19 protein-coding genes are annotated in these 20,549 nt (G+C 46.3%); 18 read left to right on the forward strand and 1 reads right to left on the reverse strand.

Translation table 11 applies throughout. The features are described 5' to 3' along the window. Window positions 1-25: 25 nt before the first annotated feature. From AAIH57_RS03250 to AAIH57_RS03330, 17 genes are all read left to right on the forward strand, one after another. Entirely contained in the window at window positions 26-997 is a 972-nt protein-coding gene (locus tag AAIH57_RS03250) for an ABC transporter permease (protein ID WP_376768963.1), read from the forward strand. A gap of 18 nt (window positions 998-1,015) precedes the next feature. After that, window positions 1,016-1,918 carry a carbohydrate ABC transporter permease gene (locus AAIH57_RS03255; RefSeq protein WP_175396496.1) on the forward strand — a complete coding sequence of 301 codons (903 nt, stop codon included), beginning with the start codon at window positions 1,016-1,018 and terminating at the stop codon, window positions 1,916-1,918. Between the two features lie 16 nt (window positions 1,919-1,934). Next, on the forward strand, window positions 1,935-3,689 hold the full coding sequence (locus tag AAIH57_RS03260; RefSeq protein ID WP_430020521.1) for a glycoside hydrolase family 2 protein: 1,755 nt from the start codon (window positions 1,935-1,937) through the stop codon (window positions 3,687-3,689). A 20-nt stretch (window positions 3,690-3,709) separates the two neighbouring features. Next, window positions 3,710-5,107 carry a family 43 glycosylhydrolase gene (locus AAIH57_RS03265; protein ID WP_430020522.1) on the forward strand — a complete coding sequence of 466 codons (1,398 nt, stop codon included), beginning with the start codon at window positions 3,710-3,712 and terminating at the stop codon, window positions 5,105-5,107. Window positions 5,108-5,261: 154 nt separating this feature from the next. Next, the gene (locus tag AAIH57_RS03270; protein ID WP_430021325.1) at window positions 5,262-6,290 is read left to right on the forward strand and encodes an ATP-binding cassette domain-containing protein; all 1,029 of its coding nucleotides are present in this window, start codon (window positions 5,262-5,264) and stop codon (window positions 6,288-6,290) included. After that, window positions 6,287-7,102, forward strand: coding sequence for an ABC transporter permease (locus AAIH57_RS03275; RefSeq protein ID WP_175396498.1), 816 nt, complete (start codon window positions 6,287-6,289; stop codon window positions 7,100-7,102). The genes AAIH57_RS03270 and AAIH57_RS03275 overlap by 4 nt, the downstream gene beginning before the upstream one ends. Before the next feature lie 130 nt (window positions 7,103-7,232). Further along, on the forward strand, window positions 7,233-7,907 hold the full coding sequence (locus tag AAIH57_RS03280) for a response regulator transcription factor (RefSeq protein ID WP_175396499.1): 675 nt from the start codon (window positions 7,233-7,235) through the stop codon (window positions 7,905-7,907). Next, complete coding sequence (locus AAIH57_RS03285) at window positions 7,904-8,995, forward strand: sensor histidine kinase (protein ID WP_430020523.1); 1,092 nt, start codon at window positions 7,904-7,906, stop codon at window positions 8,993-8,995. Before AAIH57_RS03280 ends, AAIH57_RS03285 begins: the two co-directional genes overlap by 4 nt. Before the next feature lie 72 nt (window positions 8,996-9,067). Beyond that, window positions 9,068-9,772, forward strand: coding sequence for a hypothetical protein (locus tag AAIH57_RS03290; protein WP_430020524.1), 705 nt, complete (start codon window positions 9,068-9,070; stop codon window positions 9,770-9,772). A 116-nt stretch (window positions 9,773-9,888) separates the two neighbouring features. Continuing rightward, window positions 9,889-10,563, forward strand: coding sequence for a response regulator transcription factor (locus tag AAIH57_RS03295; protein ID WP_430020525.1), 675 nt, complete (start codon window positions 9,889-9,891; stop codon window positions 10,561-10,563). Next, on the forward strand, window positions 10,560-11,927 hold the full coding sequence (locus AAIH57_RS03300; RefSeq protein ID WP_430020526.1) for a sensor histidine kinase: 1,368 nt from the start codon (window positions 10,560-10,562) through the stop codon (window positions 11,925-11,927). Before AAIH57_RS03295 ends, AAIH57_RS03300 begins: the two co-directional genes overlap by 4 nt. A gap of 218 nt (window positions 11,928-12,145) precedes the next feature. Continuing rightward, window positions 12,146-13,135 carry an alpha/beta fold hydrolase gene (locus AAIH57_RS03305; protein ID WP_430020527.1) on the forward strand — a complete coding sequence of 330 codons (990 nt, stop codon included), beginning with the start codon at window positions 12,146-12,148 and terminating at the stop codon, window positions 13,133-13,135. A gap of 164 nt (window positions 13,136-13,299) precedes the next feature. Next, window positions 13,300-14,280 carry an alpha/beta fold hydrolase gene (locus AAIH57_RS03310; RefSeq protein WP_430020528.1) on the forward strand — a complete coding sequence of 327 codons (981 nt, stop codon included), beginning with the start codon at window positions 13,300-13,302 and terminating at the stop codon, window positions 14,278-14,280. Between the two features lie 263 nt (window positions 14,281-14,543). Then, the gene (locus AAIH57_RS03315) at window positions 14,544-14,918 is read left to right on the forward strand and encodes a 2-keto-3-deoxygluconate kinase (RefSeq protein WP_430020529.1); all 375 of its coding nucleotides are present in this window, start codon (window positions 14,544-14,546) and stop codon (window positions 14,916-14,918) included. Beyond that, window positions 14,915-16,633, forward strand: a complete 1,719-nt coding sequence (locus tag AAIH57_RS03320; RefSeq protein ID WP_175396505.1) for an ABC transporter ATP-binding protein — start codon at window positions 14,915-14,917, stop codon at window positions 16,631-16,633. The genes AAIH57_RS03315 and AAIH57_RS03320 overlap by 4 nt, the downstream gene beginning before the upstream one ends. Window positions 16,634-16,820: 187 nt before the next feature. Beyond that, the gene (locus AAIH57_RS03325) at window positions 16,821-17,243 is read left to right on the forward strand and encodes a MarR family winged helix-turn-helix transcriptional regulator (RefSeq protein ID WP_175396506.1); all 423 of its coding nucleotides are present in this window, start codon (window positions 16,821-16,823) and stop codon (window positions 17,241-17,243) included. Beyond that, a complete protein-coding gene (locus AAIH57_RS03330; protein WP_175396507.1) occupies window positions 17,240-18,319 on the forward strand; it encodes a threonine aldolase family protein in 1,080 nt (359 codons plus the stop codon). Before AAIH57_RS03325 ends, AAIH57_RS03330 begins: the two co-directional genes overlap by 4 nt. Before the next feature lie 92 nt (window positions 18,320-18,411). On the opposite strand, the gene AAIH57_RS03335 is transcribed toward AAIH57_RS03330, so the two are convergent. Next, the gene (locus tag AAIH57_RS03335; RefSeq protein ID WP_430020530.1) at window positions 18,412-19,329 is read right to left on the reverse strand and encodes an AraC family transcriptional regulator N-terminal domain-containing protein; all 918 of its coding nucleotides are present in this window, start codon (window positions 19,327-19,329) and stop codon (window positions 18,412-18,414) included. 231 nt (window positions 19,330-19,560) lie between these two features. Here AAIH57_RS03335 and AAIH57_RS03340 point away from each other — a divergent pair, with 231 nt between their 5' ends. After that, window positions 19,561-20,547, forward strand: a complete 987-nt coding sequence (locus tag AAIH57_RS03340) for an aldo/keto reductase (RefSeq protein WP_430021326.1) — start codon at window positions 19,561-19,563, stop codon at window positions 20,545-20,547. Window positions 20,548-20,549: the final 2 nt, after the last annotated feature.

Here is a 20,549-nt window from a genome sequence, read left to right on the forward strand (position 1 = left end):
GAGTTAGAAACGAGGTGCTTATGAGTTGCTGACTTTACGGAAAAATAGGGAATTGCAGAGTGGAATGATGACCCCCAAACGCAAAAATACCAGTCATGTCATTAAAAAAGATTTCAAAAAGAACTGGTTTGCCTATTTGCTGGCGATCCCGGTAATCGCCTGGTTTCTCGTCTTTTGTTACGGACCGATGTGGGGTGTGCTTATTGCATTCAAAGACTTCAAGCCGCTGCTTGGGTTCGCAGACAGTGAATGGGTTGGACTGAAGCATTTCATTGAATTTTTTCAGGGACCTTATTTCTGGAGAGTTGTTAAGAATACGCTTTTGTTAAATCTATGGGGAATCGTTTTTGGCTTCACCGCACCGATCATCCTGGCGTTGATGCTGAATGAAGCACGTAACAGCAGGTTCAAAAAAGTGGTTCAGACGGTAACTTACATGCCTCACTTCATTTCACTCGTCGTGGTATGCGGCATGATTCATATCTTCACTGCGGACGAAGGCATCATTACACAGATTCTGCAGTTTATTACAGGCAAGGAATACAGTTCGCTGCTTGGTTACTCGTCCATGTTCCGCCCGATATATACCTTTTCGGGCATTTGGCAGAGCATCGGCTGGGAGAGCATTATTTATCTGGCAGCCATGAGTTCGATTGATCCTGCTCTATACGAGGCAGCCGACATTGATGGGGTGGGAAGAATCAAAAAGATGTGGCATATCACCTTGCCCCAGATCAGTCCGGTGATTGTCATCCTGTTTATCTTCGCCATCGGCGGCCTGATGGCATCCGGTTATGAGAAAATCATCCTTTTGTATAACCCGCTGACCTATGATACTGCAGATGTTATCGCTTCCTATGTGTATCGACGAGGTCTGAGGGAAGCAAGTTTGAGTTACTCGACCGCAGTCGGGCTGTTAAGCGCAATAATCAATTTTGCTTTGCTCTGGGCTACAAACCGCATTGCAAAGCGAAACTCCGATGTCAGCCTGTGGTAGGGAGGAGATGAATCAAAAATGATTGTTCACAAAACGTGGGGAAACCGGGTTTTCGACATCGTAAATTATACGCTGTTATCCTTGCTGACGATGGCCTGTCTCTATCCCATTTTGCATATAGTGTTTGCATCGTTCAGCGATCCGGCCCAGCTCGTGGCACACAAAGGGCTATTGCTTAGACCGCTGGGGTTCACTTTGGATGGATACAAGCTGATTTTTAAAGATAACAGTCTATTGATCGGGTATCGCAATACACTGATTTACGTGGGACTAGGTACGCTGGTTAACATGCTTATGACGATCATGGGGGCCTTTGTACTGTCCAGACGTGATTTATATTTTAAAAATGCCATTATGATCGTCATTACCATCACGATGTTTTTCGGTGGAGGACTTATACCCTGGTTCCTGTTAATGAAGGATATCGGATTGTTCAACAATCTGTGGGCCATGATTTTGCCTACGGCATTGAGTACATGGAACATCATCATTTTGCGGACGGGATTTCAGGCCATTCCACTCGAACTGGAAGAGGCAGCGACAATCGATGGAGCCAGTCAGGCACGCATATTGATGTATGTCATCCTGCCGCTATCGAAAGCGACCCTGGCTGTTATTTTCCTGTATTATCTCGTTGGCAACTGGAACTCCTGGTTTAACGCCATGGTTCTTTTGCAGGATCGGGACAAATTCCCGCTGCAGCTTCTGATGAAAGAGATCCTGGTGGCCAACGACTCGAGCGCAACAACGATGGGCAGTGCAGGTGGTGTCGTGATTGACAGTGCGGGCAGTTCGACCGCTTATCGTGAGTTGGTCAAATACTGTACCATTGTCGTTTCCACCATTCCGATCCTGATGGTTTATCCTTTCTTGCAAAAGTATTTTGTAAAAGGCGTTTATGTCGGTTCAATAAAAGGTTAAAAGGAGCGATTCTATCATGAATGCAAAGAATGAAATGGCTGCACCCCGTCCGGAATATCCGAGACCGCAATTTGTGCGCGAAGAGTGGATCAATCTGAATGGTTCCTGGCAATTCGAGATTGATCACGGCCGAAGTGGAAGAGAACGCGGGTATGAGCAATCCGGACACCAGCTTACCGGAACAATTACTGTGCCATTCTGTCCGGAGAGCAAGCTGTCAGGTGTGCAACATACCGATTTTATGGCTGCTGTTTGGTATAAACGGGAGTTTCAAGTTCCAAAGGCTTGGGAAAATGATCGGATTTTGCTTCAATTTGGCGCTGTTGATTATGAAGCCGAGATCTGGATTAACGGAACCTCGGTTGGCAGACATCGGGGGGGATATACGTCGTTTCATTTTGATATTACAGACTATGTATCGGCAGGTACGAATGTAGTTGCCGTATGTGCGGAAGACGACCCGCGTTCGGGTCGGCAGCCTCGTGGAAAACAAAGCGAAAGATATCACTCCCATGGCTGTGATTACACCCGTACTACAGGCATATGGCAGACGGTATGGCTGGAGCGGGTGCCTCAAGTCTACCTGTCCGAAATGAAGGTGGTAGCCGATCCGGACAATCAGTGTGCTCATCTGGAGATCAGGCTTGGTGGAAATACCGCTGGAGAGAAATTGACCGCGATTGCACGATATGAAGGGAAGGAAGTTGGAGAAGCTGCTGCGTTCATTCATGGGCCTTCCGTTAAGCTTACGATTCCGTTATCCGAGATCCATTTATGGGAGCCGGGCCTTGCCAAGTTATATGATCTGGAGTTGAAACTGCATAAACAGGATCAGGCAATAGATCAAGTTACATCGTATTTTGGACTGCGTACCGTCAAATTGGATGGCATGGCGTTCCGGATCAATGGAAAGTCCGTTTTTCAACGGCTTGTATTGGATCAGGGCTTTTATCCAGAAGGCATCTATACCGCTCCCAGCGATGACGATCTGCGCAAAGATATCGAAATCTCCATGGCACTGGGTTTTAACGGGGCAAGACTGCATGAAAAAATATTCGAGCCGCGCTTTCTGTACTGGGCTGACCGGCTTGGATATCTGGTGTGGGGTGAACATGCCAACTGGGGACTGGATATCACGACAACCGAGAGTCTAGCCCGGTTTCTGCCGGAATGGATTGAGGGTATGGAACGCGACTTCAATCACCCTGCGCTTATCGGCTGGTGCCCGTTTAATGAAACGTGGGATCGGGACGGGGCCAAGCAGGATAATGATGTTCTGCGCATCGTCTATGAAATGACGAAACGTATGGATCCGACACGTCCGGTCATTGACACCAGCGGTAACTTTCATGTCGTGACCGATATTTTCGATCTGCATGATTATGATCAGAATCCCGAAACGTTCCGGGCCAGATATGAACCGATGAAAAGCGGCGGGGAAGTGTACAATACGTTTCCGGATAGACAAACGTACGCTGGGCAGCCCTATTTCATCAGTGAATATGGAGGAATATGGTGGAACCCGGATCAAAAAGATGACAAAGCGTGGGGTTACGGCGACAGGCCGACATCCGAAGATGCGTTTATTGCCCGATATGAGGGATTGACCAATGTATTGCTTGACCATCCAATGATGTTCGGATTTTGTTATACCCAATTGTATGACGTGGAACAGGAAGTGAACGGGCTGTACACCTATGACAGACGTGCCAAGTTCGACTCGGAGATCATTCGCCGTATCAATTCGCGGAAGGCTGCAATAGAAGATTGAAGAAAGGTCGGTGAGTGATAATGAAGATGAATTACAGAAGCAAATTGCTGCTTGCCTTATGTGCACTCCTTATTCTTCCGATGGGTCAGACTTCACATGCAGCTACGGTTCAGAACAATTTCTATAATGTGGTCATGCAGGATGGTGCAGACCCCTGGGTGTATATGCATACGGATGGATTCTACTATTTTACCAAAACAACCGGTGGCAACGTGACCATATGGAAATCTGCTCAGCTGACGACCATTGATGCGGCACCGACAACTGTGGTGAACACGGGCTGCTGCGGAATTTGGGCTCCGGAGCTGCATTACATCAATGGTGCCTGGTATATCTATTACGCCAAGGACGACGGGGACAACGTCAATCATCGCATGTACGTGATGGAAAATACGTCGGCTGACCCGACCGAGGGAACCTGGCAGTATAAAGGACAGATCACGGACCCCACCAATAAGTGGGCTATCGACGGGACGGTATTACAGGTGAACGGACAGCTCTACTTCATCTGGTCGGGCTGGGAAGGAGATACGAATGTAAGGCAGAATCTGTACATTGCTCATATGAGCAATCCGTGGACCATTGATTCGAATCGGGTAGAGATTGCGCGGCCAACCTATGCATGGGAGACCAATCACTCTCCCAACGTCAATGAAGGTCCACAAGTGATCATTCGAAACGGTGTGATCAGCCTTGTGTACTCGGCCAGCGGAAGCTGGACCAATGATTACTCACTTGGACTTATTACGGCGAGTACGTCGAGCAATTTGCTGAACCCGGCATCCTGGACCAAGCGCAGTCAGCCGATATTCCAGTCAGGAAACGGTCTATATGGACCAGGTCATCAGTCGTTTACCAAGTCTCCAGATGGAACCGAGGATTGGATGATATATCATACAGCGAAATACAATAATGCGGGTTGGAATCGAGAGATTCGAATGCAAAAATTCACCTGGAATGCGGACAATACACCGAATCTGGGCGTACCGGCGAATCCTAATGTTCCTATTGCACTGCCTTCAGGAGAAGCGCAGCATGTTCGATATGAAGGGGAAGAGGGAACATTCGGAGGTATAGCTTACGCCTCGCAGAGTCCTACCGGATCTGGAGGGATGAAGGCCGGACATATGGATACCGTGGACAGCTATGTTGAATTCGATGTGAATGCAGCATCCGCGGGTACCTACATTTTGCTGGCACGAACCGCGAACGGCACAGCTGGGGGCAATTGGTCGAATCTGCTGCTGAGTGTAAATGGAGGAACGGCCAATCCTTTTCATATGACCAACAAAGGATGGGAGAACTGGGGGCTGTCTACCGCCAAGATTCAACTGAAGGCAGGGGTGAACAAGATTCGCTTTTCCAAAGGCGAAGGTTACGGAGAACTGGACTTTTTTGATATTAAGCCCGCCAACTAGAATATGATTGTTCAGATTTAACCCTGCCGGTCTATATTAGACCTTGGCGGGGTTTTCTTGTTTCTCTGGATTTGTAACTCTAATGTCATTCATATTCAGTTCATAAATGTACGATATTCTTCTCCTATAAACGATATGGGAGGAACAACAATTGATAAATACACACCAAAGTACCATAAATACGAATCAAGGGGAATGGGCAATTGAAGCGGAAGAACTTGTCAAAACGTTCGGGAATCATCGTGCAGTGGATGGCGTGAATTTGAAAGTCGGGGCAGGTACGATCTACGGCGTGCTCGGTCCGAATGGTGCAGGCAAAACGACAACGATCAGCATGCTGGCTACCCTGCTGCGTCCTGATGAGGGATCAGCCCGGATATTCGGGCACGATGTAGTGAAAGAGTCTCATATGGTTCGCCAGCTTATCGGGCTGACCGGACAATATGCTTCGGTTGACGAGTCGCTTAGTGCCAACGAAAACCTGATGATTTTCTCGCGCTTACTGGGACTTGGAAGAACGGAAGCCAAACGTAAAACGGCAGAGCTGCTGGAGGAGTTCGGTTTGATAGAAGCCGCTAAACGACCGTTGAAGAGCTTTTCGGGAGGGATGCGCCGTCGTCTGGATCTGGCAGCCAGTCTTATTGCCCAGCCGCCGCTGATCTTTCTGGATGAACCAACGACAGGTTTGGATCCCCGCACCCGTGTGCAGATGTGGAACACGATTCGGCAACTGGTAAGATCGGGTTCAACCGTATTGTTAACTACCCAGTATCTGGATGAGGCAGATCAACTGGCCGACCGCGTTGCTGTCATCGATCATGGACGTGTGGTTGCGGAAGGTACTGTGGATCATTTGAAAGCTTCGGTGGGAACGGCTTCACTCCATTTGCGAATTCAGGAACCCTTGCGCATTGAAACAGCCCGGCAGATTGTGGAGCAGATCCTTCGAACAGAATCCAGCGTATCAGCGGAAGCAGGGAAGATTACTGCACCGATGGCGAATGCGAATATTACAGCAGATCTGTTGATAGCTTTCCGTTCCGCAGGCATTGATCTGGCTGAGATGAGTGTCCAGAAACCTACACTTGATGAAGTGTTTCTTACCATTACGGGCCAAGATGCGAGTGGCAATACATCTGATACGTCTCAAGAATCACAAGCAGTGGAGGAGTTGCAAGTATGAACAGTACAATAGCGAAACAAAACCCAAGTCGTAAGCTGAGAAAATACACAAGCTTTGGGCAAACCGTCCGGAATTCCTTAACGATGGCTTACCGTGGGATCTTAAAGGTTCGACGAACACCAGAGCAATTATTCGATGTTACCCTACAGCCGATCATTTTCACATTGATGTTTACGTACATTTTTGGTGGTGCGGTCTCGGGAAACATTCAAGCTTATTTGTTGGTCATTATTCCGGGTATACTTGTGCAGACGGTAATTACAAGCTCAGTCGTTACTGGTGTGCAATTGCGTGAGGATATGGATAAAGGGGTATTCGACCGATTCAAATCATTGCCTATAGCACGTATTGCGCCTCTGGCCGGAGCATTGCTGGCAGACACGATCCGATATACCATTGCAACGGTACTAACCTTTGCGATAGGCTATTTATTGGGATATAGCCCTGCAGGTGGATTGGGACATGTCGCGCTGGCCGGGCTGCTCGTCATCGCTTGTTCATGGGCTATCAGTTGGATATTTGCTTTTCTTGGTGTGATTGCTCGCACAGCGTCCAGTGTACAAGGGATTTCCATGCTCGTCCTGTTTCCACTCACCTTTGCTTCGAATGCTTTCGTTCCGGTAGATACGATGCCGAATTGGCTTCAGTGGGTAGTCAATGTCAATCCGATATCCCATTTGGTTTCAGCTGTACGGGAATTGGCGAATCAAGGGACAATGGGCACAGATCTGGTGAGCAGTCTTGCCGGAGCTGCGGTTATCGTAGCCATTTTTGCACCATTGACAGTACGGGCATATATGCGCAGAACGTAATTGGAAATCATCAAATTTTGCTTAAAACGCGTAGCTTGTCAGGAAAGAGACGTTATGCCTTCATGGTAAAGGTCTCCTTCTTGACAGAATGTGGAGTATAAGGCAAGGTTGCCTGAAGGAGGTGGTCACATTGACAAGCATATTGGTCGTTGATGACGACCCGCATATCCGGGAGCTGGTAGGACATTTTTTACAGCAGGAAGGTTTGCACGTAATCGAGGCTGTTGACGGACTGGATGCATTGCGATTACTCGCTGACCATAATGTCGGCCTGGTCGTTCTCGATATTATGATGCCGGGCATGGATGGATGGGAGCTGTGTCGTGAACTGCGTAAACAGACCGACTTGCCACTTCTGATGTTAACGGCAAAAGGAGATACTTCGCAGATCATAAAAGGTTTTACGCTCGGGACGGATGATTATCTGGTGAAGCCTTTTGACCCTTTGGTGCTTGTCGCTCGGGTAAAGGCATTGTTGAAACGATATCGGATTATGACTTCACAAGCCGTATTTCTGGGCGATCTCGTTCTGCGTCGTGATACATTTGAGTGCAGGAAGGGCGATCAGGATATTGTGCTGCCACGCAAAGAATTTGAACTTCTGTTCACCCTTGCCAGTTATCCTGGAAAGACTTTTACGCGTGATCAGTTAATTGAAAAGATCTGGGGTTATGATTATGAAGGTGACGAAAGAACGATTGACGTGCATATTAAACGTCTTCGCGAGCGTTTCCCCGAAGAGGATCACACCTTCATCATCCGCACCATGCGAGGTTTGGGCTACCGACTGGAGGTTAGGCAATGAAGCGGGAGCCTGGAATTCTTCATATTGCCAAAAATGTAATTCTGGTATCACTGGCCCTATTTATATGCTGGACTGGGGCGTTCTATATTACGAGGAGCGCGTATTCCCATATCGCGTGGCAACCGCATGAATTGATTGCTTTTCTCATCAATGCCATGCTCGGATTCATTCTATTTGGCGTATGCATCACAATCATTGGTCCATTGGTTAAAGGCAGAGAATACGAATTCTTTAACGAATTGATTGAGGCTTTGAAAAGAATCTCCCGGGGCGACTTTCGCGTAAATCTGGATTCGACCCTCGCCAAACGAAAAGGCAGACAGGGACATGATCACCCGTTTGCCCAACTGGTAGAGGGTATCAATGACATGGCCGCGAATCTCAAAGTGATGGAAGAACTCCGCCAGGAGTTCATTTCTAACGTGTCACATGAGATCGGATCACCACTAACGTCGATCAGCGGATTCGCCAGAGCGCTGAAGGATACAACGATGGATCAGGAGAAACGCGACCAATATTTGACGATTATTGAGACGGAGTGTGTTCGTTTGTCCAGACTCAGTGATAATTTGATGAAGCTCGCTGTTCTGGACTCATCCGAGCATGCTTCTCAGCAAACATCCTATCGATTGGATCGACAACTGGTTACTCTTGTACTCTCCTGTGAGCCCCAATGGGATGACAAAAAAATAGAGATGAACGTGGAACTGGAAGAAGTCGAAATCGTTGCAGATAAGGACTTGATGATTCAGGTGTGGATTAACCTGATCCATAATGCAATCAAGTTTACACCCGAAGGCGGGAAAATTGATATTTTCCTTACACAAAGTGAAGACGAGGTCAATGTGCGCATCACAGATACAGGTCCTGGTATCGCACCTCAGGATCAACCTCGGATATTTGAAAGGTTCTACAAAGCAGATCAATCCCGTACACGTACTGCAGGCGGGAGTGGACTGGGGTTGTCCATTGTGCAAAAAATAGTTGAGATGCACGATGGTTCTGTCTCGGTATCTAGTGAACCGGGAGAAGGTGCAGCGTTTACCGTACAGCTACCAATACGCTCTGTACAAAAGCCGCGTAAATAGAGGTTAAGATGCTGGAAGGAGGGAAACAAACTGCTGATACCTTCGACTCGCCAAAAGCATTTCATTACAGTCATGAATTCGTTCCCGGAAAAACAAAAGTATTCCAAAGCGGAGCTGCTAATTAACGAATTGAAACTAAATTCTTCTGGAAAAGTTGAGATGTTCTACTCTCCGCACAATGAATATATCAATCCTTCCGCAGAAGTCATGCTCGTCGGCATCACACCGGGCTGGCAGCAGATGGAGATTGCTTTTCGAACGGCGATCAAAGCGTTAAAGGATCAGCAATCCTTTGAACATGCCTGTAAAGAAGCAAAATTTGCAGCAAGAATGGCCGGAACAATGCGAGCCAACTTGGTTCATATGCTGCAGGAAATAGGGCTGCATCACTATTTAAGCGTTCCTCATGTACAAAGGTTATTTGAACCTGAATGCCCAATCTTGCACACGACTTCCCTGATCCGATTTCCAGTCTTTGTGGATCAACAGAATTATAATGGACACTTTCCATCCATTCGAGAAAATACATTTCTGTATCATGCCGTGCTTGGGTCGTTTCTGCCTGAAGTGAATCAGTTAAATCATCCCCTCATCATACCATTAGGTAAGTCTGTTGAGGCTGTGCTTCGTCAATTGCTTGATGAAGGTCGAATAAAAGAAGAAAGAATATTGTGGGGCTTCCCTCATCCGTCAGGTGCCAACGGCCACCGTGTAAAACAGTTTGATAATTCCAAAGCCGGGATGCAGGACATTTTAAGCAGCATATTCAAATTTTAACTCGTTTCTGTATAAAGAACGTACTATATACGAGAAGAAGTTTGCTTTTTACGAATCCAATAGGGAAATAATGGTTAACGACTACTTAAGATGTAAGACAGGAAAAGAGGACACAAATGCCTACAATACTGGTTGCTGACGACGATCCGAATATTCGTGAACTCGTCTGTTTATTTTTGAGAAATGACGGATTTGAAACGGCTGAAGCCGCGGATGGCAAGGAGGCTCTGACCGTTTACAGCTCAACACCTATTGATCTTGTCGTGCTTGATATCATGATGCCTGTCATGGATGGCTGGACGTTATGTAAGGAGCTGCGAAGAGCCAATCCTGATCTTCCGTTGCTCATGCTGACGGCGAGAGGTGAGACCTGGGAGAAGGTGAAGGGATTCGAACTGGGGACCGATGATTATCTGACTAAACCGTTTGATCCGTTGGAGCTCACAGCTCGTGTTCGTGCATTACTGAAACGATACAAAATCGGCTCCACGCAGATGATTCATTTTGGTAACGTCACCCTGGATCGACAAACGTATAAGGTGATGAGAGGAACGGAGTCGCTTACGTTACCCCTGAAAGAATTCGAATTGCTGTATAAGCTTGCGGGAACACCCGGTCAAGTCTATACACGAGAGCAATTGATCGATCAGATCTGGGGCATTGATTACACTGGTGATGATCGAACAGTAGACGTACATATTAAACGCCTGCGTGAGCGATTCGCGACGACATCTGAATTTCGAATTGAGACAGTGCGCGGGCTTGGATACCGCCTTGAGGTATATGAATGATCAGGTCGCTATACATACGTGTAGTTCTGACATTTTTGGTCTCCGTCATCGCAGGTACGGTCATTTCTTTTTTTATGTCTACCTGGATATTTGAGGACAAGTTGAACGAGAACGCTCAAATCAATTTACGTAACTTTGGACAAGATGTTGTGCAGATTTATAAAACCCTTCCCTTACGCGAAGCAGAGTCATTCGTTAGTAAGATGAAGCAGCTGGATTCCTATTATATTCGAATGTACGATGCAGCGGGTCACTTCCAGTCGTATGGAAAGCTTAACGGACATAAATTGGCCCCGGTGACGGAGGAGCGGCTTAAGAAAGTGTTAGACGGAGGTGTTGTCCAGGACAATCCGAACGGTATTGCATCCGTACTTCTAGGTTTGCCAGTGAAAACGGAAATGGGAACGAAAGCCATGTTTCTGGAGACGCTCGCTCCACCTTCGTCCTCCTTTGTCGTCAAATTTGCTTCGATCTTTGCAACCTGTTCATTGATTGCAGGAAGTCTTATCATTCTGGTAGCATCCATATATTTGGTTAGACCAATCAAAAAACTGACAAGAGCGACGAAGCGGATCGCTGCCGGAGATTTCAACGTCAAGCTGAATATCAAGCAAACCGGAGAACTGGGCACGCTGGCACGCAGCTTCGAAGAAATGATGCAGGATCTGCAGCAGTTGGAGCAGATGCGCAGGGAATTTGTAACGAATGTATCGCACGAGGTTCAATCTCCGCTTACTTCAATATCCGGTTATGCTCAAGCACTGAAGCAAGTAAATCTCTCAGAACACGAAAGAAGCAAATATCTTGAGATTATTATCGCCGAGGCGAAGCGGATGTCCAAAATGAGTGATAATTTGCTCAAGTTGAGCATGCTTGAATCACAGTCTCAGCAACCTCGACTTAGCACACTCAGCCTGGATGAACAGATCAGGCGCGTCATTGTAACTCTCCAGCCACAATGGTTTGCACGCAGCATTCACTTTGAGCTTGATCTGCAGGCTGTTAAAGTTGTGGCGGATCACGACCAGTTGAATCAGGTGTGGACGAATATTCTCAGCAATGGCATCAAATTTTCCAGGGATGAGGGGGTAATTCGTGTCAGCCTGGAGCAGGATGTCAAAAATGTGATCGTCCGAATATCCGATAGTGGCATTGGTATCCCTCTGGAAGATCAGAAACGCATATTCGAACGGTTTTTCAAGGCAGATCGTTCCCACAGTCGCAAATATGACGGTAGCGGAATGGGACTCGCCATCGTGAAGCAGATTATATCGCTTCATCAAGGGGACATCCGGGTGGAAAGTGAGCCTGATCAAGGCACAACCTTTATTGTCACGCTGCCAATCACTCCACCAACGGAATAGTTAGGCTTTACAGAATAAGGTGGGTGTATAAAATGCACATCAGTTATCTAAACCGTATTTACATGCCACGTTTCACATGCAAGCTTTCTTGTATGTGAAACGTGGTTTTTTTGTTAGTTCATACTCTGTTCATATTGTCGTCATGGTGAGGACATCTTGGTTGGTTAGGCTTGCATTTACGGCTTGTTATGCCATGAACCAGATAAGGACAGGAGCAGATGTGTGTGAAACAAAAAAGAGAGAAGAAAAAATGGAATGGAACCAAGTGGAAGAAAGTATTAAATATTTTGCTTAAAGTATTAGGTGCAATTGTTGTAGCCTTCCTACTTTTTGTTGCTGCAGTGTACACCGTTAACAAAATCAGCAGTCATTCGGAGAAGAAGAGATTGGAGCCTTATGGTCAGCATGTGTCTGTAGATGGGAAACAGATGAATGTCACCGTTCAAGGAAAGGGCGATGAAACCATCGTGATTTTACCCGGCTTTGGAACGGCATCGCCAGCACTTGATTTTAAACCGCTTATTTCAGAGTTATCCCCATATTATAAGGTCGTCGTCGTAGAGCCTTTTGGTTACGGATTGAGCGATCAGACCGAAAAGGAACGCAGTACGGCAAATATCGTCAGTGAAATTCATGAAGCGTTACAGAGCCTACATATTGATCGCTATATCCTGATGGGTCATTCCATTTCGGGGATCTATAGCCTGGATTATGTGAACAAATATGCAAACGAAGTACGTGCATTTGTCGGACTGGATAGCAGTGTGCCCTCGCTGAGTGAACAAAAGATTGATTCGTCAGATACACAACCGATTAAATGGTTCCGTGACTTAGGTTTTGCCCGTGTTCAATTGAAACTGAATGCCGACCCTTATGATGAATTACCTTATGATGAACAAACGAAAGAACAATTGAACATTCTGATACGCAAAAACATGTATAATACCACTCAATTAAATGAGGCCGAGAGCATGTATTCCAACTTTAAAACAGCTGAAAAGCAAACTTTTCCTCCAAATCTGCCAGTCCTGTTCTTTGTTCAGGCGAATCATCCGGGAACGGATCAGTGGATTCCCGAGCATGAGAAGCTCATAAAGGACTCCGTACATGGAGAAATGGTGCTGCTTGAAGCCAATCATTATTTATATCGTTCCCATTCCAAAGAAATCGCTGAAAAATTCATGAATTTTATGGGAGGAATCCAATAATTCCTTCATGTACAAGCTGCCGTACCCGTCATGCCGCAACATTTTCGTGCTTGTTCATATTGAGTTCATATTGACGTCACGGGCAGTACATTTTCAGGAGTTAAGATTTCATTAGCATCAAAGAAGAAAAGCCCAACAACAGTTCAGGATTGGAGAAGATGAGAGTGACACAACCAGAGGAAAAGAAAGCAAAGAATGGATCGAGGGCCAAGAAAATACGAAACAGGATACTAAAAATACTGGGAGCAATCGTAATTGCCATTGTTCTATTTCTAGGTATTGTCTATATCACGAATGTGATCAGTACAAATTCAGAGGCGAAAAAGATAGAGCCCTATGGTCAGCATGTATCCGTAGACGGGAAAAATATGAATGTGTTCATTCAGGGCGAAGGCAAGGAAACGATTGTGCTTCTGCCAGGTTATGGAACAGCTTCACCAGCGCTTGATTTTAAACTGCTCATCGACGAGCTATCTCCATATTACAAAGTGGTAGCAGTGGAGCCTTTCGGTTATGGCTTAAGCGATGCAACGGAAAAAGAACGAACCACAGAGAATATCGTAAGTGAAGTTCATGAAGCTCTGCAGCAGCTTAATATTAACCAATACATCCTCATGGGCCACTCCATTGCAGGCATTTACGGCATTGATTATGTGAACAAGTATCCGAATGAAGTAACTGCATTTGTCGGAATTGATAGCAGTGTTCCAACACAACCGGGTATGGATGCTAAATTACCTGTAAAAATGTTCAATTTCCTTAAAAAATCAGGTCTTCAAAGATTGGTGGTCAAATTTGGTGATGACCCTTATGCTGGACTCCCATTTGACGAGCACACCGTAGAGCAGATGAAAATGCTGTCGAATAAAAACTCGAATAGTTCCACGATGTTGAATGAGATGGAGCATATCTCTTCCAATTTCAAGGCAGCTCAAGGTTTAACCTTCCCTAAAGACCTTCCACTTCTTCTCCTTGTTCAAGCGAATAATGAAGGTGTAAAAGAATGGATACCACTGCACGAAGGACAGATTAAAGATTCTTTACATGGAAAAGTAATAACTATGGATGGCGAGCATTACTTACACCATACGTTATTTAAAGAAATCGCTGAAGATGTTAGAGCATTCATGAACGAAGCGAAGTAGCTATTCTGTAAAAGTCTACTCGTGATTCAGAGATGTGTATCAATGAATATCAAAAGCCGTCCTGTGGGACGGTTTTTCTATCGCTGTGTTAGCACCGGGGCTAAGGCGGCGATTGAAGTTGTTTTTTTTTAGTGTCAATCTGCTCTTCTCCTGTTCAGAATAAAATGGAAAAATACGGGTTGACAGAAAAAACCTCTGCGTATACAATCGTATACATGAACAATTTGTATACATATGTATACGGAAATGGAGGTGTTTCACAAATGAGAGAAAGACATATAAATATGAACGAACAACCTGATCGCCATGGAGAGCGATCCAGACGTGGCCGCGGGGAAGATGAGCAACAAAGTGAACGTTCAAGACGTGGGAGAGGGCATGGAGAGCATAACGGAAAACGGGGTAATGGGGCACAAACGTTTCGACGTGGAAGAATTTTAGTCTTTTTGGAACAAATGCAGAATCGAAGAACGACTTTGGCCAGACAACTCGGTCAAGAGGAATATGAGCATATTCGTCCGATGATCAGTGGTGAACTGAAAGCCATTGACCAGGTGATCGATGAATATATTCATCTCTTCGAACTGCAAAATGAAGAGGAAAGCCCTAATCAGGATGTGGAGAGTGAACAAGAATGATTCGTCGTTTTTTTTCGTATTATCGGCCTTACAAGAAATTGTTTGTCATTGATTTTGGTTGTGCGGTCATCGCAGGTTTGCTGGAACTGGCCTTTCCTCTAGCTGTAAGTAAATTTATTAATGAGTTATTGCCAGGTCAGGATTGGCCGCTCATTATCCTGGCCTGTATTGTACTGCTATCGATCTATGCGCTTAATACAGCCTTGAATTATGTCGTTACATATTGGGGACATATGCTCGGTATTAACATTGAGACCAACATGCGTGAGAAGATGTTCGCTCACTTGCAGAAGTTGTCATTCCGCTTTTTTGACAACCGCAAAACGGGCCATCTGATCGGTCACCTGACCAATGATCTAAACGACATCGGAGAGGTTGCTCACCATGGACCTGAGGATGTTTTCATCGCGGTTATGACATTGATCGGATCATTCTGGCTGATGGCAAACATTAATTTGGAGCTTGCACTGATTACATTTGTCATTATCCCGATTATGGCCTGGGTCATTATCGTGTTTGGTGGACGCATGACCAAAACCTATCGTCGTCTCTTCGGTAATGTGGGTAATTTCAATTCCCGGATCGAAGATAACGTAGGCGGAATTCGTGTGGTTCAATCGTTTGCCAATGAAGAACATGAGAAAAAACTGTTTTCCGTTGACAATGAGAACTTTCGTCAAACCAAGCTGCTTGCCTATAAAACGATGGCCAAGAGCATATCTGTCAGTTATATGATGATGAGATTGGTTACGGTATTTGTGATGATCAGTGGTGCCTGGTTTTTTATTGACGGCAAAATTGATATGGGTGATTTCATGGCATTCCTGCTGCTGTCCAACATCTTCTTCCGCCCGATTGAGAAAATCAATGCTGTAATTGAAAGTTATCCGAAAGGAATCGCCGGTTTCAAGCGCTATCTGGAGATTATTGATACGGAGCCCGAAATCGCGGATGACAAAAATGCTGTTGCGTTAAATCACGTTCGGGGGGATATTCGCTTCGAAAATGTGTCGTTTGGTTATGAGCCCAACCGCCGAATTTTGAAGAACATCAGTTTATCCATTAAACCTGGAGAAACGGTAGCTTTTGTTGGTCCATCCGGTGCAGGTAAGACCACCATATGCAGCCTGCTTCCAAGGTTCTACGAAGTGGAAGAGGGGCGGATCACGGTGGACGGTGTCGATATTCGAAATGTCCAGCTGCAATCCCTTCGCAAGCATATCGGTATTGTTCAACAAGATGTATTCCTGTTCTCAGGCACAATCAAGGAGAATATTGCCTATGGTGATCTGACGGCAACGGATGAGCAAATCTGGGATGCTGCCCGCCGCGCATCGCTGGAAGAATTGCTTCTTACTTTGCCGGACGGCATCGATACGGTTATCGGTGAACGAGGGGTTAAGCTCTCGGGAGGGCAGAAGCAGCGTTTGTCCATAGCCCGCATGTTCCTGAAGAATCCACCGATCCTGATTTTGGACGAAGCTACATCCGCTTTGGATACTGAAACCGAAGCGTTAATTCAGAAATCTCTTGCAGAACTTTCTGTGGGAAGAACGACGCTGGTCATTGCACACCGTCTGACAACCATCAAGAATGCGGACCGGATTATGGTCGTGAACGCTGACGGCATTGCCGAGCAGGGGAACCATGATGAACTGGTCGCAGCTGGAGGAATATACAGCCGACTTCATCAGGTACAATACAGCCATTCATAAGATTGTATAAACAGAGCCGCGCATCATGCGCGGTTTTTTATATGCGCAGGTATTTGGTTTTCTTATTGTTTAGAATCATTTTGTTGACATCGTCCACTAATCTAATTATTATATTGTTGACAATGTCCACTAAAAGGGAGGGTTTGATATCGACTCTCAGCACATAAATTCCGATATTTTGGCTGATATGCGGCGTTTCAACCGTTTTTATACCAATATCCTTGGTGTACTGGATAAGCATATCCTTGGTACAGGCTATTCGTTTGCCGAAGTAAGGGTCATCATTGAAATTGGGATTCGTGGAGAAAGTATTGCGAACAATCTGGTGGATACGCTGACCATTGATCGCAGTTACATGAGCCGAATCGTGAACAAGCTGTCCAAGGAAGGCCTGCTGGTCAAAGTGAATTCGGAAGCAGACAGTCGGGTCAGTTTAATTCGACTAACGGAGAAGGGCAAGGAACTTTACGCCGAATTAAATGATCGGTCTGACCAGCAGATCCTGAAGTTAATGCAGAATCTGGACGAGGAAGAGATCAGAGAGGTCTATGCCTCGATGATGAACATACAAGAGAAGTTGAATAAGAGAGCAGGAGAGACAACACGATGATACGATTCGAATGTGATTATAACGAAGGTGCGCATGAGCGTATATTGCAAAGACTGTTAGAGACCAATATGGAACAAACGAGCGGATATGGCACAGATCCACACTGCGATCGGGCGAGAGCTCTTATTCGTCAGGCGTGTGATAATGAGCAGGCAGATGTGCACTTCCTGGTCGGCGGCACACAAACGAACACCACAGTGATTGCGTCCATATTGCGTCCTTATCAAGGTGTTATTGCAGCAACCTCGGGCCATATCGCCGTTCATGAGACGGGAGCGATTGAAGCAACCGGCCATAAAGTGCTCACTGTTTCCAGCGAAGACGGGAAAATCACACCTGACCAAGTGAAGGCAGTCTATCAGTCACATATGAGTGAGTCATCTCCGGAACACTGCGTACAGCCTGGCATGGTTTACATATCTCAGCCAACAGAGAACGGTACGATGTACAGCAAGGCGGAACTGCAGGCATTATTCGAAACAAGCCGGGAATGCGGTCTCCCATTTTTCGTTGATGGAGCACGCCTGGGATATGCACTTGCGTCCAAAAATTGTGATATGACTCTTGCTGATCTTGCCCGTCTGTGTGACGTGTTCTATATTGGTGGCACCAAAATTGGGGCTTTGATGGGGGAGGCCGTAGTAATCCTGAATGAAGCACTGAAGCCCGATTTCCGTTATATGATCAAACAAAAAGGTGGTTTGCTCGCCAAAGGCAGATTGCTGGGCATTCAATTCGAAACGCTGTTTGAGGATGGATTGTATTTGGAGATTTCCCGTCATGCGATTGATATGGCGATGAGAATTCATGATTCACTCGAAGAGCAGAACATCCGATTCCTGTACGAATCACCAACGAACCAGCAATTTCCGATTTTGCCTGACCATCTTCTTGAACAATTGCGGAGTCAGTATACGTTCTCCTTTTGGGAAAAGGTTGACGATACCCACAGTGCAGTTCGCTTTTGTACAAGCTGGGCAACTCGGCGGGAGAATGTGGATGCATTGACTCGGGACATCGCCCAATTATTGCGTGAAACAAGTAAGGCCCCGCTACTCGCTGAAGCATTGGTTTAAGCATAGAAATGAATGATGATTAGTTACGTGATACTGAGAAAGGACGACCACTGGTCGTCCTTTTTGGTTTGCTTTATTGATGCGCTTAGGAGCTACTCACTCAAGATAAGATCGTATTTTTCCTTCAACCGTTTAATATCACTTCTCGGAGGTGCACCGAACATGCGCGCATATTCACGGCTGAACTGGGAAGCACTTTCGTATCCCACCCGGAAAGCTACATCGGCAGCATCGGCAGACTCAGCCATCAGAAGCCGCCGGGCTTCCTGTAATCTTAATTGTTTCTGGAATTGTAATGGGCTCATGGCCGTAATCTCCTTGAAGTGCCGATGGAACGAGGATACGCTCATGCTGGCTGTCTCTGCCAGATCTTCGATCCGAAATGGCTGTTCCCAGTGACGAACGATATACTCAATGGCTTCCCTGATTCGATACGTACTGCTTCCCTCCACAGCAATCTGTGCCAGTTCACCTCCGTAAGGTCCTTGGAGAAGACGGAACAAAATTTCCTTGGTGTACAAAGGGGCCAGAAAAGGAATTTCCCCCGGTGTGTCCAGTAAGCGAAGCAGCCGAAGTAGGGCATCCTGTATGGTTGATTCCATCTCTCCGACGAATAAGGCGCGTCTGGCGTTTTCTTTGGAAGTTACTTGTATGTTGCATTCGTTTAACACTTCAAGAATTTGATTCGGTGTGAACTCAAGCTTGAGACTTAGGTAAGGGGCATCAGAGGATGCCTTGATAATTTGCCCAATCACCGGAAGATTCATGGAAGCGATCAGATAATTGGAAGGGCCGTATTCGAAGCGCTCCTGGGCGAGCAATACTTCTTTTAAACCTTGAACGATAACGCAAAATGAAGGCTTATAAACCCGATATGCCGGTTCGGAAGTCCTTGTGTGATGAAAGAAAAACAGGGAAGGGATTGGTGTCTCCACACCACCGCTGCGAATGGAATGACGCTCAACCAACTCGCTTAATTCTCGGCTCTGATGAGATAGATCCTCGGTCATTTGAATCCTCCTTACGGGTTTAACCTGGTTTCATTATAAGGCCTATTATTTGAAATCAAAAGAGCCTGTGATAGGATTAGGCAATCATTTAAGACAATTGATATACCGCTTGGTGCACATGCTTGAGCATAATAAGACTAAGCTCACAGAATTAAACAAGTGAGAGTGTGTTCAGTGAAATGCCTGGAATGTTGGCTAAAAGTATTATTATATGGGAAAGGAAGATGCATGATGCAAAAACGGACATTGGGAAATAGCGGGTTGGAAGTTTCGGCGATAGGGCTTGGTTGTATGGGCATGAGCTACGGGTATGGCCCGGCTTCTGACAAAAGTGAGATGATCTCTGTGATCTGGGAAGCTGTCGAGCGAGGTGTAACCTTCTTCGATACTGCTGAGGTATACGGACCCTATATTAATGAAGAACTTGTGGGCGAAGCGCTGAAATCCGTGCGGGATCAAGTCATCATCGCAACCAAATTTGGCTTCGATATACAGGGCGGCAAACACAGCGGAATGAATAGCCGTCCCGAACATATTCGCAAGGTGGCGGAGGAGTCACTGCAGCGTCTGCAGGTCGAAGCCATTGATCTGTACTATCAGCACCGGGTCGATCCGGATGTGCCCATTGAGGAAGTGGCGGGGGCTGTTCAGGATCTGATTCGGGAAGGAAAGGTGAAGCACTGGGGACTGTCCGAGGCTGGAGTGAATACGATCCGTCGTGCTCATGCAGTTCAGCCTCTCGCTGCAGTGCAGAGTGAATATTCCCTGTGGTGGAGACGTCCCGAAGAAGAGCTGATTCCTGCGCTTGAGGAACTCGGCATTGGTTTTGTTCCATTTAGCCCGCTGGGCAAAGGTTATCTCACGGGAAGTTTCAACTCAAAAACGACATTTGATCAAGGGGACTTGCGAAACATTCTGCCCCGGTTTACGCCTGAAGCATTGGAGGCGAATCAAGTGCTGATTGATCTATTGAAAGAGAAGGCGGAGGCATTAAAGGCCAGTCCGGCCCAAATTGCGCTTGCGTGGTTACTTGCACAGAAACCTTGGATCGTACCGATTCCGGGCACGCGCAAACGAAGCAGATTGGAAGAAAATCTGAACTCGGCAGACATTATACTCACGCCTGAAGATGTAAAGAACATAAATGACGCAGCCTCGAAGATTACTTTGATGGGCGCGCGATACACGGAAGAACTGGAGAAAAGGACGGGGCTTTGAAC

The sequence above is a fragment of the Paenibacillus sp. MABNR03 genome, assembly GCF_050455445.1.
Classification (GTDB): Bacteria; Bacillota; Bacilli; order Paenibacillales; family Paenibacillaceae; genus Paenibacillus; species Paenibacillus xylanilyticus.

Bases quoted from the DNA above. Each gene is read 5' to 3' on its own strand.
- AAIH57_RS03335 (WP_430020530.1), bottom strand. From the start codon at position 19,329: ATGACCGAGGATCTATCTCATCAGAGCCGAGAATTAAGCGAGTTGGTT.
- AAIH57_RS03330 (WP_175396507.1), top strand. From the start codon at position 17,240: ATGATACGATTCGAATGTGATTATAACGAAGGTGCGCATGAGCGTATA.
- AAIH57_RS03320 (WP_175396505.1), top strand. From the start codon at position 14,915: ATGATTCGTCGTTTTTTTTCGTATTATCGGCCTTACAAGAAATTGTTT.
- AAIH57_RS03290 (WP_430020524.1), top strand. From the start codon at position 9,068: ATGAATTCGTTCCCGGAAAAACAAAAGTATTCCAAAGCGGAGCTGCTA.
- AAIH57_RS03255 (WP_175396496.1), top strand. From the start codon at position 1,016: ATGATTGTTCACAAAACGTGGGGAAACCGGGTTTTCGACATCGTAAAT.
- AAIH57_RS03265 (WP_430020522.1), top strand. From the start codon at position 3,710: ATGAAGATGAATTACAGAAGCAAATTGCTGCTTGCCTTATGTGCACTC.
- AAIH57_RS03295 (WP_430020525.1), top strand. From the start codon at position 9,889: ATGCCTACAATACTGGTTGCTGACGACGATCCGAATATTCGTGAACTC.
- AAIH57_RS03325 (WP_175396506.1), top strand. From the start codon at position 16,821: ATGCGGCGTTTCAACCGTTTTTATACCAATATCCTTGGTGTACTGGAT.
- AAIH57_RS03275 (WP_175396498.1), top strand. From the start codon at position 6,287: ATGAACAGTACAATAGCGAAACAAAACCCAAGTCGTAAGCTGAGAAAA.
- AAIH57_RS03300 (WP_430020526.1), top strand. From the start codon at position 10,560: ATGATCAGGTCGCTATACATACGTGTAGTTCTGACATTTTTGGTCTCC.
- AAIH57_RS03340 (WP_430021326.1), top strand. From the start codon at position 19,561: ATGCAAAAACGGACATTGGGAAATAGCGGGTTGGAAGTTTCGGCGATA.
- AAIH57_RS03285 (WP_430020523.1), top strand. From the start codon at position 7,904: ATGAAGCGGGAGCCTGGAATTCTTCATATTGCCAAAAATGTAATTCTG.
- AAIH57_RS03260 (WP_430020521.1), top strand. From the start codon at position 1,935: ATGAATGCAAAGAATGAAATGGCTGCACCCCGTCCGGAATATCCGAGA.
- AAIH57_RS03315 (WP_430020529.1), top strand. From the start codon at position 14,544: ATGAGAGAAAGACATATAAATATGAACGAACAACCTGATCGCCATGGA.
- AAIH57_RS03305 (WP_430020527.1), top strand. From the start codon at position 12,146: ATGTGTGTGAAACAAAAAAGAGAGAAGAAAAAATGGAATGGAACCAAG.